This is a genomic window from Peterkaempfera podocarpi, from assembly GCF_042466665.1.
Taxonomy (GTDB): Bacteria; Actinomycetota; Actinomycetes; order Streptomycetales; family Streptomycetaceae; genus Peterkaempfera; species Peterkaempfera podocarpi.
On sequence record NZ_CP162102.1, the window covers coordinates 1,569,597 to 1,584,593 of the forward strand.

Here is a 14,997-nt window from a genome sequence, read left to right on the forward strand (position 1 = left end):
GGGGAGCCGCCGTCCTGCGGCCGGCAGGCGGGCGGGCCGGGCGCCGCCGGGTCGGGGCGGGGTGGTGTGCCGGGCCGGAATTGCGGCATGGACTGGCCTCCCTTCTGCGTCGGGCGCCATCGGGCCCAGGGCCGCGGTCCCCGGTCCCCCGGCGCGCATGGCGCCGGGGGACCGGGGTGGACGGGGGTGCTACTGCGAGACCCGCACGTAGTCGATCAGCATCTTCTGCGGGAAGACGGTGGTGGCGTCCGGGGCACCGGGCCAGTCACCGCCCACCGCGTTGTTGAGGATGATGTAGAAGGGGTGGTCGTAGACCCAGGGGCCCTTGGTCTGCTCCAGGTTGGCGCGGTCCACGGTGAAGAAGGCGTTGCCGTCCACGGTGAAGGTCATGTGGCTCGAGTCCCAGTCCAGGGCGTAGGTGTGGAACGCCGAGGAGAAGTCGCTGCCGGCCACGGTGTACGGGGAGCCGAAGCCGCCGCCGCCGAAGTACGCCGGGGCGTGCAGGGTGGAGTACACCGAGTCCGCGACCTTGCCGATGTGCTCCATGATGTCGATCTCACCGCAGTTGGGCCACGGCGTACCGGTCTTGAAGTTGGAGCCCAGCAGCCAGAACGCGGGCCACAGGCCCTGGGTGCCGGTCACCTTGATCCGGGCCTCGACATGGCCGTAGGTGAAGTTGAAGTGGTCGGAGGTGTTGATCCGGCCGGAGGTGTACTGGCCGTTCGCCTCCTTCCTGGCCTCGATGACGAGGTTGCCGTTGCCGTCCATGGTGGTGTTGTCGCCGTTGGTGTAGGTCTCCAGCTCGCCGTTCTGGCCGTTGCCGGGGTCCTGGGTCCACTTGGTGGTGTCCGGCTTGGTGCCCGCGGCACCGTTGAACTCGTCGCTCCACACCAGGTGTTCGGGGTTGCCAGGGTTCGGCGGTGTGGCGGGCGGCGCGGTGGGGCTGCCGCCGGTGCCGTACACGTCGAAGGTCCACAGCGAGTAGCCGTAGCCGTTGCTGCGGGCGGTGCCGTACATCCGCACATAGCGGCCGGTGCCGTCGACGTTCAGGGTCTCCTTGAAGCCCTTGCCGGTGGTGGTGGAGTAGATGTCGGTCCAGGTGTTGCCGTCGGGTGAGACCTGGATCTGGTACGCGGTGGCGTACGCCGGGTCCCACTGCAGCACGACCTTGGTGACATGGGCGGTGGCACCGAGGTCGACGCGGATCCAGCCCGGGTCCACCCAGCCGTTGACGTCGCTGGTCGCCCAGCGGGTGGCCGGGTCCTCGTCGAAGGCCTTGGCCGGGTTGCAGCCGGAGCAGTTGGCGTCGTCCTGGTAGGTCGAGGCGGTGGCCGGCTTGTTGTACGACAGCAGGACCGCGCCGTCGGTGGGCGGCGGGGTGGTGCCGCCGGTGGTGGTGCCGCCCGTCGTGGTGCCACCGGTGGTGGTGCCGCCGGAGGTGAAGACCTGGAACTCCCAGAGCGAGTAGCCGTACTGGGTGGCCCGCTGGGTGCCGTACACCCGGATGTAGCGGCCGCTGCCGGAGAGGGTGATCAGCTCGGTGGCCCCGGGTCCGGTGGTGGTGGAGTAGACCGTGGTCCAGGTGGCGCCGTCCGTGGAGGTCTGGATCTGGTACGCCTTGGCGTACGCCGTCTCCCAGGCGAGTTGGACCCCGCAGATCGTCTGGGTGGAGCCCAGGTCGACCTGGAGCCACTGCGGATCGGCCGCGGCACTGGACCAGCGGGTACCACCGTCTCCGTCCACCGCCGAGGAGGCCGGGGTGCCGGCGTTCTCGGTGGAGGAGGCGGTGGCGGTCTTGTGCAGTGCCGCATTGGTGGTGCTGCAACCGCCGCCGGTGGTGCCCGAGGTGCCGTAGACCTGGAACTCCCACAGCGAGTAGCCGTACTGGGTGGCCCGCTGGGTGCCGTACATCCGGACATAGCGGCCGCTGCCGGTCACATTGAGGGTCTCGGTGCCACCAGTCCCTGTGGTGGTGGAGTAGACCGTGGTCCAGGTGGCGCCGTCCGTGGAGGTCTGGATCTGGTACGCCTTGCCGTACGCCGTCTCCCAGACCAGCTTCACCTGGGAGATGTCGGCGGTCGCCCCGAGGTCGACCTGGAGCCACTGCGGATCGGCCGCGGCGCTGGACCAGCGGGTACCGCCGTCGCCGTCCACCGCCGAGGAGGCCGGAGTGCCCACGTTCTCGGTGGAGGAGGCCGTCGCCGACTTGCCCTGGGAGAGCAGGGTCGTCGCGGCCTGGGCCGGGCTGCCCCCGCCCACGGCCAGCACCAGTCCGGCGATGAGGGCCGCGACGACGGTGAGTATCAGAAACGGGCGGCGTTCTGCGCGGGCGGGGGGATGGGTGGCTGCCATGGCGGCTCCTGACTGACCGTCGGGGAGAGAGCGCTCTCTCAGTGAGCCGATGATTGCGGCGTTGTTGCCGACCCGTCAAGAACTCGGACAAGCCTTGCGGCGCGGGCATCCGCGACTTTCAGCGCCCTGGAACGGTCATCCACTCCCGACTTGACGGAGTTGCCGACGCACCGGGACACTCAATGGCGAGAGAGCGCTTTCTCGTATGGTTCGCCCCGACGGCTCCTGCCCACGTCATCGGCCTCCCGTGGGCGGGCGCCTTCGGGCACCCGATATAAAGGCCAGATGACCGCAGACCCAGCCCCCCCGACCCGCCCCGTCACCCTTGAGGACGTCGCCCAGGTGGCAGGGGTGTCACGGGCCACCGTGTCGCGGGTGATCAACGGTGCGCAGACGGTCGACGCGGCCCTGCGCACCGCTGTCGAACAGGCCGTCGCCGCCACCGGTTATGTACCGAACAGGGCCGCGCGCTCCCTGGTCACCAGGCGCGCCGACTCCATCGCCCTGGTCGTCTCCGAGCGGGAGCAGCGGACCGTCTCGGAACCGTTTGTCGGCCGGATGTTCACCGACCCCCACTTCGGCCGTATCGTCGGCGGGCTGCTCGATGTGCTGCGGCCGGCCGGCATCCAGCTGCTGCTGATGCTGGCCGACGACGACGCCTCGCGCAGCCAGCTGGTCAGCTTCCTCCGGCAGGGCCATGTCGACGGGGTGGTACTGCTCTCCTCGCACGCCGACGACCCGCTGCCGGAGCTGCTCACCCGTACCGGCCTGCCGACGGTGCTCGCCGGACGGCCGACCCGCTCCGCGGCCCCCATCGCCTATGTCGACGTCGACCAGCAGGCCGGTGCCAGGCTCGCCGCCGAGCACCTGGTCGGGCTGGGGCGCCGACGGATCGCCACCCTCTCGGGCCCGCTGGACATGCCGGCCGGCCAGGACCGGCTGAACGGCTTCCGTACCGCCATGGCCGCGCTCGGCGATCCCGATGTGGTCTCGGTGGAGGGCGACTTCACCCAGGCCGGGGGCGCCGAGGCGATGAAGCGGCTGCTGGCCGAGCATCCCGGGATCGACGGGGTCTTCATCGCCTCGGACCTGATGGCCCTGGGCGCGCTGCCGGTGCTCTACCGGGAGGGGCGGCGGGTGCCCGAGGATGTGGCGGTGGTCGGCTTCGACGACAGCAGCGCCGCGCTGGCCTGCGATCCGCAGCTCACCACGGTGCGGCAGCCGGTCGAGGAGATGGCAGCCGAGATGGCGGGCCTGCTGCTGCGCCAGCTCGGCGAGGCGGGCCGCTCCACCCCCTCCGCGGTGTTCCGTCCGACCCTGGTGCTGCGTCACTCGGCATAGCCCCGGCGGCTGCCGGCCGCGGGGCGGGCCCCCGCGCCGGATGCGGCCGCCTGCGCGGTTCCCGGCGCCGCGGGGCGGCGCTGAGCCGGGGAGCCCGTCCCGGCGGTGAGAATGACCGGGTGACAGAGAGTCCTGCAGCCGACGAGCAGCCGTACACCGGGCACACCGTCTGCAGTCATGAGCGGAGTACCCCGCTCGGCGACTTCCTGCGGACCGAGACGGCCAGCGCCGTGGTGCTGCTGGCCGCCACGGTCGCCGCCCTGGTGTGGGCCAACGCCGCCCCGGGCTCCTACGACGCCTTCTGCCGGACGGTGGTCTCCCTCAGGATCGGCCGCTGGGGGGTGTCGCTGGAGGTGCGCGAGTGGGTCAACAGCGGCCTGATGACGTTCTTCTTCTTCGTGGTGGGCCTGGAGGCACGCCGTGAGTTCGACATGGGTGAACTGCGGGAACGCCGGCGGGTGGCGCTTCCGCTGCTGGCCGGGCTCAGCGGCATGCTGGTTCCGGTCGCCGTCTATCTGGCGGTGAACGCGGGCCGCCCGACGGCGCACGGCTGGGGAGCGGCGATGTCCACCGACACCGCCTTCGCGCTGGGGATGCTGACCCTGCTGGGGTCGCGGTTTCCCGCGCGGCTGCACACCTTCATCCTCACCGTGGCCGTGGTCGACGACCTGCTGGCGCTGGCCGCCATCGCGGTCGTCTACAGCGGACCGCTCGGCGTGCCGGCGCTGCTCACGGCCATCGGCCTGTTCGGGGTGATCCTGCTGGTGCGGGCCGTCGGGGTGCGGCACGGTGCGGTCTATGCGCTGCTGGGGGCGTTGACCTGGCTCGCCATGCTGGAGTCGGGGGTCGACCCGGTGGTGGTGGGGCTGACCATGGGTCTGCTGACCTACGCCTATCCGGCGGCGCGCAGCGATCTGGAGCACGCCAGCAGACTCTTCCGGTCCTTCCGCGAGCAGCCGACCCCGGAGCTGGAACGCTCGGTGCGCCAGGGCCTCGCGGCGGCGCTCTCCCCCAACGAGCGTCTGCTGCAACTGCACCACCCCTGGACGAGCTATCTGCTGGTCCCACTGTTCGCCCTGGTCAACGCAGGTGTCACCATCAACGGCGAGCTGCTGTCCCGTGCCTTCACCTCACCGGTCACCCTGGGCATCCTGCTGGCGTATCTGCTGGGCAAGCCGGTCGGGATCATCGGCAGCACCGGGCTGGCGGCGCTGCTCAGCCGTGGACGGCTGCATCCGCCGGTGGGCTGGGGAGCCGTGGCGGGCGGCGGCACCATCGCCGGAGTGGGGTTCACGGTGTCGCTGCTGATCGCGGCGCTGGCCTTCACCGGTGACCGGCTGGAGGAGGCCAAGGTCGGTGTGCTGGCCGCCGTGGTGTGCGCCTTCGCGGCGACCTGGGCGGTGGCCGGGGTGATCGCCCTGCTGCCGCGGCGGCGGCAGGTCCGGGCACTGCTGGGGACCGACCGGACGGTCATCGACCTCGCCGCCCCGGTCGATCCGGAGCGGGACCATGTGCGCGGCCCCCTGAAGGCGCCGGTCACGGTGGTGGAGTACGGCGACCTCGAGTGCCCGTACTGCGGTCTGGCCGAGCCGGTGGTCCGCGAGCTGCTCGCCGACTTCGGCGATGTGCGGTACGTCTGGCGGCATCTGCCGCTGCCGGACGTCCACCCGTCGGCGCAGCTGGCCGCCGAGGCCACCGAGGCGGCCGCGGAGCAGGGCGCCTTCTGGGAGATGCACGACCGGCTGATGGAGCATCAGGGGGCACTGCGGCTGCCGGATCTGCTGCACCATGCCGAGGAGATGGGTCTCGACCTGGACCGTTTCCACCGCTTCCTGCGCACCCACGCCGGCGCGGGCCGAGTGGCGGAGGATGTGGACTCCGCGGATCTGAGCGGGGTGGCGGGTACGCCGACCTTCTTTGTCAACGGCCGGCGCCACCATGGCGCCTATGACATCGACGGGCTCTCCGCGGCGGTCCGCGCGGCCGGGGCGCGGGCGGTGTTCGCCGACTGAGGGCCCTCCCGCAGCGCCCGGTCGGGGGCGTCGGCGGCTCTCAGAGGGCGTCGAGCCAGACCACGATCCCGGTCCTGTCGTTGAGCACGGCCGCGACGCCCGTTCTGATGGCGGCCGCGCAGCGTCCGGTGGTGAACGAGTCGGCATCGTACGTCGAGGACATGCCGAGCCCTTCGCCGCGGAACGAGGCGCCGGACCAGTCGACCGCGGTCACATTGCGGGTGGGCTCGGCCAGTTCCGCGCCCATCACCAGGAACTGCTGCGACAGATGGTTGGGGGTGACCACGGCGAGCGGGTCGACCAGGTCGTTGCCCGCGCTGACGATGAGGTCCGCGCCCATGCCGAGGGCCTTGCTGATGCCGGGCACGAGGTCGGACGGGTCGTCGGCGGTGACCGTCCTGAGGTCGACCTGCTCGTCCTCGGCCCAGTCCTTCACCGCCGACGCGAGAACCTGCACGTGGGCTACGCCGGGACGGTCAACCCGTTCGGCAAGGGCGACGCCACCGTCAGCTACACGATCCGCAACACCGGCAACGCCGTCCTGACAGCCCAGCAGCGGGTGTCACTCTCCGGCCCGTTCGGGTGGCTGTGGGTCGAAGCGGGCAGGATCGCCCCGCCGCCCGCACTGCTCCCCGGCGAGAGCTGGAAGGTGACCGTGCCCGTCCACGGCGTGGCACCCGGCGTCAGCCTGGCTGCGACGGCGACCCTCACGCCCCTGCTCACCGATGCGTCGGGCTCCACCAGCGCACTCAAGCCGGTCCGGGCCACGACGCACGGCTGGGCCGTCCCCTGGGTGCTGCTGCTGATGGTCGTCGTCCTGGTCACGGTCGCTGCCGGGGCGTTCGTTCTCGTCCGCCGCGGCCGGGTACGACGCAAGCTGCACGAGGACGCCCGCGTACGGGACGCCGTCGAGCAGGCGCTCCGCGAGCAGAGCACGCAGGGGAGCTGACCACCCGCGTGGCGGCGCATACGAAGGTCCCCGGCGCGGACGCGCGCCGGGGACCCGCATTCGCCATCAGCAGGCGAACCACTCGTAGGACCTGATCGGGAAGGACAGGTTCGCACCGCCTCCCGGCCTGATGGTGATGCTCTGGCCGGTGAACTCGGGCTGGTCGTGCAGCTTGAAGCACCACGCCGGCGCCGAGTTGATGACGGATCTCGCCGCCGTGGAGACGTTCGAGTTGGCCGACCCGGCGGGGACCCTGGCGAGCAGGCCCTGGTAGCTCGGCTGAAGGTAGAGGCAGGCGTAGTCGCCCCGTGGGCAGTCGGTGATGTCATGTGAGGATCCGGGCGCCGCGTGCGCTGCGGGTGCGACCGTGAGGGTCGCCATGAGTGCCGCGGCTGCGACGGCTGCGCGAAGCTTGGACTCCATGTCGGCTCCTTCCCTCCCCATGCGCAGGGGCGGCCTGGCGCGGGGGCTGGTGGTTGCCTCGCGGCGCCGGAACCGGGCGCCTGCGTCGGGTGGCGGCGGCCTGTCGGGGCCGCCGGGTGCCACTGCCTCATCGACGCTACGGCCGGGGTGGTGGGGCTGCAACTCGGCCCGGCGGGACCGGAGGACCGCAAGGGTGTGCACCGGCGCAGACCTGCGGGAGTGGCCGACACAATGCGTCACTCCGGCGTCGTGGCCGACACGGTGCGTCACTCCGGCATCGTGGCCGACGGGGTTGTCCGCGCGACCACGCGCGGACAACCCCGTCGACGGGCGGTCCGCTCCCCCGCACCTGAGCCACGGCTGCCCAGGCCCGCGCTCCCCCCTTGGTCCCGCCCTCCGGCGCCGCTCCGGCGGAGCGGCGCCGGAGGGCGGGGGTCACTTGGCGGGGGCCGTGACGGCGAAGTTCTGACCCGGGGCGAAGGTGGTCACGCTCGGCGGGATCGCCTTCATCTCGTCGATCACCGCGCAGGCGGGGCACTTCTGGTAGCCCTGCTGGCGGGCGGCGTTGGCCGCGGCGTCGGCCTTGGCCTGCGCCACCTTGGCCTGGGCCTCGGAGACGGCGGCGAAGGCGGCCTGGGCCTTGTCGACGGCGGCCTGCACATTGTCCGGCAGGGTGACCCGCACCAGGTTGAAGCGCAGCCCCTCCAGGAAGTCGTCGCCCAGGGTGGCCTTGAGGTCCTCGGCGAGGGAGCTGTTGACCGCGTTCTGGACAGCGGCGATGTTGCCGTTGTTGGTCTTGCCGCCCGCGGTACCGGCGTTCCCCGTGCCGGGCGATCCGCTGTTCTGCACCAGTGCGCAGGAGGAGACCAGTTCGGCGCAGCGGAAGCTGGAGATCTGCTCGCGCAGGTCGTTGTCGATGACCGGGCGGATGATCTGGTCGAGGAAGGCGGACCAGCCCAGGTCGCCGTCGTAGGCGTGGTAGCGGTGGCCGTCGGCACCGGTGAAGGTCCGGGTGCCGAACTTGTTGTCGAAGTCCCGCAGGGTCTTCTCGTCGAGGTTCAGGGTGAAGTACAACGTGCCCTCGATGCCCATGTCCACGCCGTCCGTGGAGGGGGTGCGGACCACGTCGACCCCGGGCCGGTCACCGGCGTTGGCGGCTGCGGTGATGGTGTAGAACCGCTGCTGGCTGGGGTACTTGTGGCTGCTCGACCAGAGGCCGGTCCAGGTGAGTCCGGAGGCCGGCTGGATGATCTGGCGGATGTTGCGGTCGTCGAACGTGCCGCCGTTGCGGACCACCGCGACCTCGCCGCCGTCGGTGCGGTCGAAGCCGCCGAGCAGCCCGGTCAGCGCTGTGATCACCACAACGAGGCCCACCAGGCCCCCGGCGACATACGTCAGCGTTCTGCGTCTCATTGTTCCCCCCAGATGTGCGACAGAGCAGTGTGCCGGGACCGCACCGTACGCCCCGCTGCCGGACGCCGCGCAGCTGGGGTGTCATCGGGCGGGGTGGCGCTCGGGGGTGCGGGCGGCCAGGACCACGCCGACGGCGACGGTGGCAGCGGCCACCAGGCCGGCCAGCGGCGCCGCGTGGCGGCCGGCGAAGGTGCAGGCCAGCACGAGCAGGGCGCTGACGGGCAGCACGAGTTGCTGGGACAGGTCGACCTTGAAGTGACGGGCGTGCAGCAGCCAGGCGGAGAGCAGGAAGACGGCGGTCGGCACGGTGAGCGCGGCGGCCGCGTCGACGGCCGGGATGCGGGCTCTGCCCACGGTCTGCTCCACGGCCACCTCGATACCGGCTCCGATGGCGGCGGCCGAGCCGAAGACCAGGTAGTGGCCGTAGCCCCAGAGGAACGCCTGGCGGTTCGAGACGAGATGCTCATGGATGGGCACGGCGAAGTAGATCCAGTAGGCGGCAAAGACGATCAGCAGGCCGCCCGCGGCGATCGGCAGCAGTTCGTCCAGTTCGGAGGTCTCGGCCACGGCGGACTGGACGGCCACGGTGGCCGCCGCCACGCTCTCGCCGAGCGTGATGATGGTGAACGCCCCATAGCGTTCGGCGATGTGCTGCGGGTGCCAGGGGGTCTTGTGGGAGTGCTCGGCGTAGGCGGGCAGCGCCAGCTCGCAGACGACCAGCAGCAGAAACCCCGGTGTCCAGGCACCGGCGGGCAGCAACAGCAGCACCACCCAGCAGACCTGGACGGCCGTCAGTCCGACGGCGAAGCGCAGCGCGGTGGTGCGGGCGGGCCCGGTCTCGCCGTGTGCGGCTCTGAGCCACTGGCCGGTCATGACGAGCCGCATGATGAGGTAGCCGACCACCGCCACCGCGTAGTCGGCCTGCTCGAAGGCGCGGGGGACGCCGGCGGCGAGCACCAGGACCCCGCAGATCTGCACCAGGGTGGCCAGCCGGTAGGGCACGTCGTCGCAGTCGTAGGCGGAGGCGAACCAGGAGAAGTTCACCCAGGCCCACCAGATGGCGAAGAAGACGAAGAGGTAGCCGGTCAGGCCGTGCCCCGGCCGGCCCTCGGCGAGGGCGCCGACCAGATGGACGCCGGCCTGTGCCACCGCGACGACGAAGCAGAGGTCGAAGAGGAGTTCCAGCGGGGTGGTCGAGCGGGTCTCCTCCTCGGGGTCCCGGGCGGTCATCCGGGCGACGGCCGGGAGGGCGCGTCGGGGCTCCGGTTCTGAGCCGGTGTTCTGATGCACCGTCGTATGGTCCCTCGCCTCGGGCCCGGGTATCGGTGCAGCACGCCGGGCGGCGCCGCCCGCTGTGCGAAGTCGCGCCGGGCGCAGGGGAGTTCTTCGCACAGCGGGGTGCCGACTCCTTGACCCGCCGAGTGGTCCAGACCTATCGTCGGCGTTTGACAGGGTCATCACATATACACCCATTGTTCACATGGATGAACCATGCCCTGTCAGTCCTCCGCGCTTGGAAGGCACACCGCCATGCCCGAGACCTCCCCTCACACCCCCCACCAGCCCCGACACCGCATGCGGCGGCGTCATCTCGCCCTGCTCGCAGGTGCGGTGACCGCCTCGCTCACCCTGGCCGTCGTCAACACGTCGGCCTCGGCGTCCGCCACCGCGCCGGCCGCCGCGGCACGGCCGGGGGCCGCCCCCGCCGCCGCCCAGGCCGCGTTCGTCCACCCCGGCGTCCTGGTGAGCCGCGCCCAACTGGACTTCGCCCGTGCCAAGGTGCAGGCCGGGGCACAGCCCTGGAAGAGCGCCTACGACCAGATGCTCGCCAGCCCGTACGCCTCGCTCTCACGAACCCCCGCACCGCGCGCGGTGGTCGAGTGCGGGTCGTACTCCAACCCCAACTACGGGTGCACCGACGAGCGCGAGGACGCGATCGCCGCGTACACCGACGCCCTCGCCTGGTACATCACCCAGGACTCCCGCTATGCGCAGAAGGCGATCCAGATCATGGACGCCTGGTCCGGGGTCATCACCTCGCACACCAACAGCAACGCCCCGCTGCAGACCGGCTGGGCGGGCTCGGTGTGGCCCCGCGCCGCGGAGATCATCCGCTACACCTACACCGGCTGGTCCGGCGCCGACCGCTTCGCCACCATGCTGCGCACCGTCTACCTCCCCCAGGTGATCAACGGCTCCAACAGCAACGGCAACTGGGAGCTGTCCATGATGGAGGCCGCCGTCGGCATCTCCGTCTACCTGGACGACCGCACCAGCTACGACAAGGCCGTCACCCGGTACCTCAACCGGGTCCAGGCCTATGTCTACCTGGACACCGACGGCGCCCTCCCCAAGACCGTGCCCGGCAGCGGTCTGGACACCCAGGCGGAGATCGTCAAGTACTGGCAGGGCCAGTCCACCTTTGTCACCGGCCTCACCCAGGAGACCTGCCGGGACTTCACCCACACCGGCTACGGCATCTCGGCGATCTCCCATGTCGCGGAGACCTCCCGGATCCAGGGCCAGGACCTCTATCCGCAGGTCGGCGAGCGGCTGCGGCAGGCACTGGGCTTCCAGTCCAAGTACGAGCGGGGCGCCGCCGTGCCGTCCTGGCTCTGCGGCGGCAGCCTCAACCTGGGGCTGGGGCCGGTCACCGAGGTCGGCTACAACGCCATGCACAACCGCCTCGGCTATGCCATGACCAACACCGAGGCACTCACCGAGCAGCAGCGCCCGGCCGGCAGCAACAACCTCTTCGTCGCCTGGGAGACCCTCACCCACGGCGACAACCCCGCCTGAGCACCTACCGGCACCGCCCCGGGTCGCCGGGGAGTCCCCGATGCCGCGGCCGAGCAGCCGATACCGCGCCTGAGCAGCGGCCCCGGGCCTGGCCTGTCGGCCGGTAGGCCAGGCCGTGGGCCGTCAGGTGGCGCGGCCGGAGATCGCAGCCGTCCGGTGGCGCGGCCGGAGATCGCAGCCGTCCGGTGGCGCGGCCGGAGATCGCAGCCGGCCGCGGGGCAGCCTCCGCGCCCGGACACCGGCGGGGGCCGACAGGCCGGGCCCCTCCGCCGAGGCGTCCTCCCTGCTGTGGGAGGCGTCCCGGCGGCCCGGGTTCCCGGGGCGTTGCGGATGCACGTAGGGAGCACTGACGGGTACTCAGATCAACCGTCCACGACCCCTCGGGCCTGGGATTTCCCTGCGCGGAGGGGACGCGGACGGAGCATGATGGAGGACATGGCGAATCCGACGATTCTGACCGTGGACGACGACCCGGCGGTCTCCCGAGCCGTTGCGCGCGATGTACGCCGCCGGTACGGCGAGCGCTACCGGGTGGTCCGCGCCGCATCTGCGGACGACGCCCTGGACGCGGTGCGCGAGATCAAGCTGCGCGGGGAGCAGCTGGCGCTGGTACTCGCCGACTACCGGATGCCGCAAATGAACGGCCTTGAGTTCCTCGAGGCCGTGATGGACCTCTTCCCGCTGGCCAGACGGGTGCTGCTGACCGCCTACGCGGACACCGGCGCGGCCATCGAGGCGATCAATGTGGTGGATCTGGACCACTATCTGCTGAAGCCCTGGAGCCCTCCGGAGGAGAATCTCTACCCGGTGATCGACGGCCTGCTGGAGGCATGGCTGGCGGCGCCCGACCCTTCGGCCTCGGAGACCCGGGTGGTGGGCCACCGCTGGTCCGCCCCGTCCTTCGCGGTGCGGGACTTCCTCACCCGCAATCTGGTGCCCTACCGGTGGCTGCAGGCCGAGGAGCCCGAGGGCTCGAGTCTGCTCACCGCCGCCGGGCTGACCGCGGACGACCTCCCGCTGGTGGTCACCGCGGACGGGAAGTCGCTGGTGGCGCCCACCGAGGCCGAGCTGGCCACACATGTGGGCCTGAGCACCCGGCCCACCTCGGACTTCTACGACCTGGTGGTGGTCGGAGCCGGTCCGGCCGGGCTGGGGGCGGCGGTGTACGGCGCCTCCGAGGGTCTGCGGACGGTACTGGTGGAGCGGCAGGCGGCCGGCGGCCAGGCCGGTCAGAGCAGCCGGATCGAGAACTACCTGGGCTTCCCCGACGGGGTCTCCGGCGCGCAGCTCACCGACCGTGCCCGGCGGCAGGCGCTGCGCTTCGGCGCGGAGATCCTCTCCACCCGGGAGGTCGTGGGCCTGGACGCGGCCGGTGCGGGACGGGTGCTGCGGTTCGGGGACGGCAGCGCCATCACCGCGCACTCGGTGGTACTGGCCACAGGGGTGTCCTACCGGCGGCTGGAGGCACCGGGGCTGGCCGGCTTCACAGGCGCGGGCCTCTTCTACGGCTCCGCGACGACGGAATCCCTCGGCTGCCGCGGCGAGGAGGTGTACATCGTGGGCGGCGCCAACTCCGCCGGGCAGGCCGCGGTGCACTTCTCCCGCCACGCCCGCCGGGTCCATGTGCTGATCCGCAGCGGCGACCTGCACAAATCGATGTCGCACTATCTGATCCAGCAGTTGGAGGCGATCGAGAACGTCGAGGTCCACCCCTGGACCGAGGTGGCGGCCGGGGCCGGCGACGACCACTTGCAACAGCTGGTGCTGCGCGATGCCAGGTCCGGTGAGACGCAGACCGTCGACTGCTCGTGGCTGTTCGTGTTCATCGGCGCCGAGCCCCGCACCGAGTGGCTGAGCGGGGTGGTCGCGCGCGACCCGCGGGGCTTTGTGCTCACCGGTCCCGATCTGCTGGCCGGCGGGCACCGGCCGCCCGGCTGGACACTGCCCCGCGACCCCTACCACCTGGAGTCCAGCGTGCCGGGTGTCTTCGCGGCCGGGGATGTGCGCGCCGAGTCGGTCAAACGCGTGGCGTCCGCCGTGGGCGAGGGCGCGATGGCCGTGTCGCTGGTGCACCGCTATCTGGAGGCGCAGTGAACGAGAACGCGGCGAACGAGAACGCGGTGAACGACGGCGCGCCGGGCGACGACCCGGTGGACGGGGGCACAGTGGCGGACGGGAACACGGGGGACGGGAACACAGTGGACCAGTGCGCGGTGGACGAGAGCGAGCGGCTGACCCCGGAGGAGCTGCGCACGCTCTTCCTGTTCGAGGGGCTGGACGACGAGCAGCTGCAGTGGCTCGCGGAGCGGGCCCGGGTGGACCACCGGGCCGCGGGAACCACGGTGTTCGCCGAGGGCGAGCCGGCCACCTGCTTCTTTGTGCTGCTCTCCGGCGCGGTGGCGATGAGCCGCCGACTGCACGGCGACGACATCGAGGTGTCCCGGACCGACCAGCGCGGGGTCTACGCCGGGGCGACCCAGTCCTATCTCGGTGACCGGGTGGATCAGGTCTATGCGCACACCCTGCGGGCGATCGTGGACAGCGACTTCTTGGTGCTGCCCGCCGCAGAGTTCGCCGCAGCCATCCGCAACTGGTTCCCGATGGCGCTGCACCTGCTGGAGGGCCTGTTCTTCGGCACCCGTGCCAGCCAGACCATCCTCGGCGAGCGGGAGCGGCTGATCGCTCTGGGATCGCTGTCCGCCGGGCTCACCCATGAGCTCAACAATCCGGCGGCAGCGGCGGTCCGGGCCACCTCGGCGCTGCGCGAGCGGATCTCCGGGATGCGGCGCAAGCTCGCCCTGATCGCCGACGGACGGCTGGACGGCCGGCGGCTGCACGAGCTGGTGGAACTGCAGGACTCCGCGGTGGAGCGCGCCTCCACGGCGGCGCCGCTGACCGCCCTTGCCGCTGCCGACGCCGAGGACGAGCTCGGGGAGTGGCTGGAGGACCACAAGGTGTCCGGCGGCTGGGATCTGGCGCCCACCCTGGTGGCCGGCGGTATCGACGAGGAGTGGCTCTCCTCGGTCGCCGAGTCTGTGGGGGCCGACAATCTCGAGTCGGCGGTGCGCTGGATCGCCTACAGCGTCGACACCGAGCTGCTCATGGGTGAGATCGACGACTCGGTGTCCCGGATCTCCGACCTGGTGGGCGCCGCCCGCCAGTACTCCCAGCTGGACCGGGCGCCGCAGCAGACGGTGGATGTGCACGAGCTGCTGGATGCGACCCTGGTGATGCTCCAGGCCAAGATCCCGCCGGGGGTCCGCCTGGTCAAGGAGTACGACCGCAGCGCCCCGCCGCTGCTGGCCTACGGGGCGGAACTCAACCAGGTGTGGACCAACCTGATCGACAACGCGCTGGGCGCGATGGGCGGGAGCGGTACCCTCACCCTGCGGACCTGGCATGACGACAACGGGCTGCTGATCGAGGTCGGCGACACCGGGCCCGGTATCCCGCCCGAGGTCCGGCCCCGGATCTTCGAACCGTTCTTCACCACCAAGCCGGTGGGCGAGGGCACCGGGCTGGGCCTGGACATCTCCTACCGGATCATCGTCAACAAGCACCGCGGCGACATCCGGGTGCAGTCCGAGCCGGGCGACACCCGCTTCCTGGTGTACCTGCCGATCAACCCCGAATCCGAGCCGGGGCCGGCCCCGGAGTGATCCAGGGCCGGCCCGCACGGACCGGCTTCCGGCCGCCCCGGGCCGGCCG

The 14,997-nt window shown here is 71.5% G+C and carries 11 protein-coding genes; 6 read left to right on the top strand and 5 right to left on the bottom strand.

The annotated features are described in order from the left end of the window. Positions 1-189 precede the first annotated feature (189 nt). Positions 190-2,352: a discoidin domain-containing protein gene (locus AB0761_RS06890; RefSeq protein WP_377268076.1), complete on the bottom strand. Its 2,163-nt coding sequence runs from the start codon at positions 2,350-2,352 to the stop codon at positions 190-192. Between the two features lie 285 nt (positions 2,353-2,637). Between AB0761_RS06890 and AB0761_RS06895 the strand changes: the two genes are divergently transcribed. Together AB0761_RS06895 and nhaA are read left to right on the top strand one after the other, a co-directional pair. Further along, complete coding sequence (locus tag AB0761_RS06895) at positions 2,638-3,693, top strand: LacI family DNA-binding transcriptional regulator (protein WP_377268077.1); 1,056 nt, start codon at positions 2,638-2,640, stop codon at positions 3,691-3,693. 119 nt (positions 3,694-3,812) lie between these two features. Next, positions 3,813-5,705, top strand: coding sequence for a Na+/H+ antiporter NhaA (nhaA, locus tag AB0761_RS06900; protein ID WP_377268078.1), 1,893 nt, complete (start codon positions 3,813-3,815; stop codon positions 5,703-5,705). A gap of 40 nt (positions 5,706-5,745) precedes the next feature. On the opposite strand, the gene AB0761_RS06905 is transcribed toward nhaA, so the two are convergent. Continuing rightward, on the bottom strand, positions 5,746-6,162 hold the full coding sequence (locus AB0761_RS06905; RefSeq protein WP_377268079.1) for a hypothetical protein: 417 nt from the start codon (positions 6,160-6,162) through the stop codon (positions 5,746-5,748). Here AB0761_RS06905 and AB0761_RS06910 point away from each other — a divergent pair, their 5' ends adjacent. After that, positions 6,163-6,654 carry a hypothetical protein gene (locus tag AB0761_RS06910; protein WP_377268080.1) on the top strand — a complete coding sequence of 164 codons (492 nt, stop codon included), beginning with the start codon at positions 6,163-6,165 and terminating at the stop codon, positions 6,652-6,654. It abuts the gene before it with no gap. Between the two features lie 66 nt (positions 6,655-6,720). Here the strand turns inward: AB0761_RS06910 and AB0761_RS06915 are convergent, their stop codons facing one another. The 3 genes from AB0761_RS06915 to AB0761_RS06925 all read right to left on the bottom strand — a co-directional run bounded on the left by AB0761_RS06915 (position 6,721) and on the right by AB0761_RS06925 (position 9,720). Then, on the bottom strand, positions 6,721-7,077 hold the full coding sequence (locus AB0761_RS06915; protein ID WP_377268081.1) for a hypothetical protein: 357 nt from the start codon (positions 7,075-7,077) through the stop codon (positions 6,721-6,723). Between the two features lie 435 nt (positions 7,078-7,512). Beyond that, complete coding sequence (locus tag AB0761_RS06920; protein WP_377268082.1) at positions 7,513-8,490, bottom strand: SPFH domain-containing protein; 978 nt, start codon at positions 8,488-8,490, stop codon at positions 7,513-7,515. An 81-nt stretch (positions 8,491-8,571) separates the two neighbouring features. After that, positions 8,572-9,720, bottom strand: coding sequence for a low temperature requirement protein A (locus AB0761_RS06925; RefSeq protein ID WP_377273954.1), 1,149 nt, complete (start codon positions 9,718-9,720; stop codon positions 8,572-8,574). 300 nt (positions 9,721-10,020) lie between these two features. Between AB0761_RS06925 and AB0761_RS06930 the strand changes: the two genes are divergently transcribed. From AB0761_RS06930 to AB0761_RS06940, 3 genes are all read left to right on the top strand, one after another. After that, a complete protein-coding gene (locus AB0761_RS06930) occupies positions 10,021-11,289 on the top strand; it encodes an alginate lyase family protein (RefSeq protein ID WP_377268083.1) in 1,269 nt (422 codons plus the stop codon). Positions 11,290-11,715: 426 nt separating this feature from the next. Then, entirely contained in the window at positions 11,716-13,383 is a 1,668-nt protein-coding gene (locus tag AB0761_RS06935) for an FAD-dependent oxidoreductase (protein ID WP_377273955.1), read from the top strand. A 119-nt stretch (positions 13,384-13,502) separates the two neighbouring features. Next, entirely contained in the window at positions 13,503-14,948 is a 1,446-nt protein-coding gene (locus AB0761_RS06940) for an ATP-binding protein (protein ID WP_377273956.1), read from the top strand. Positions 14,949-14,997 lie beyond the last annotated feature (49 nt).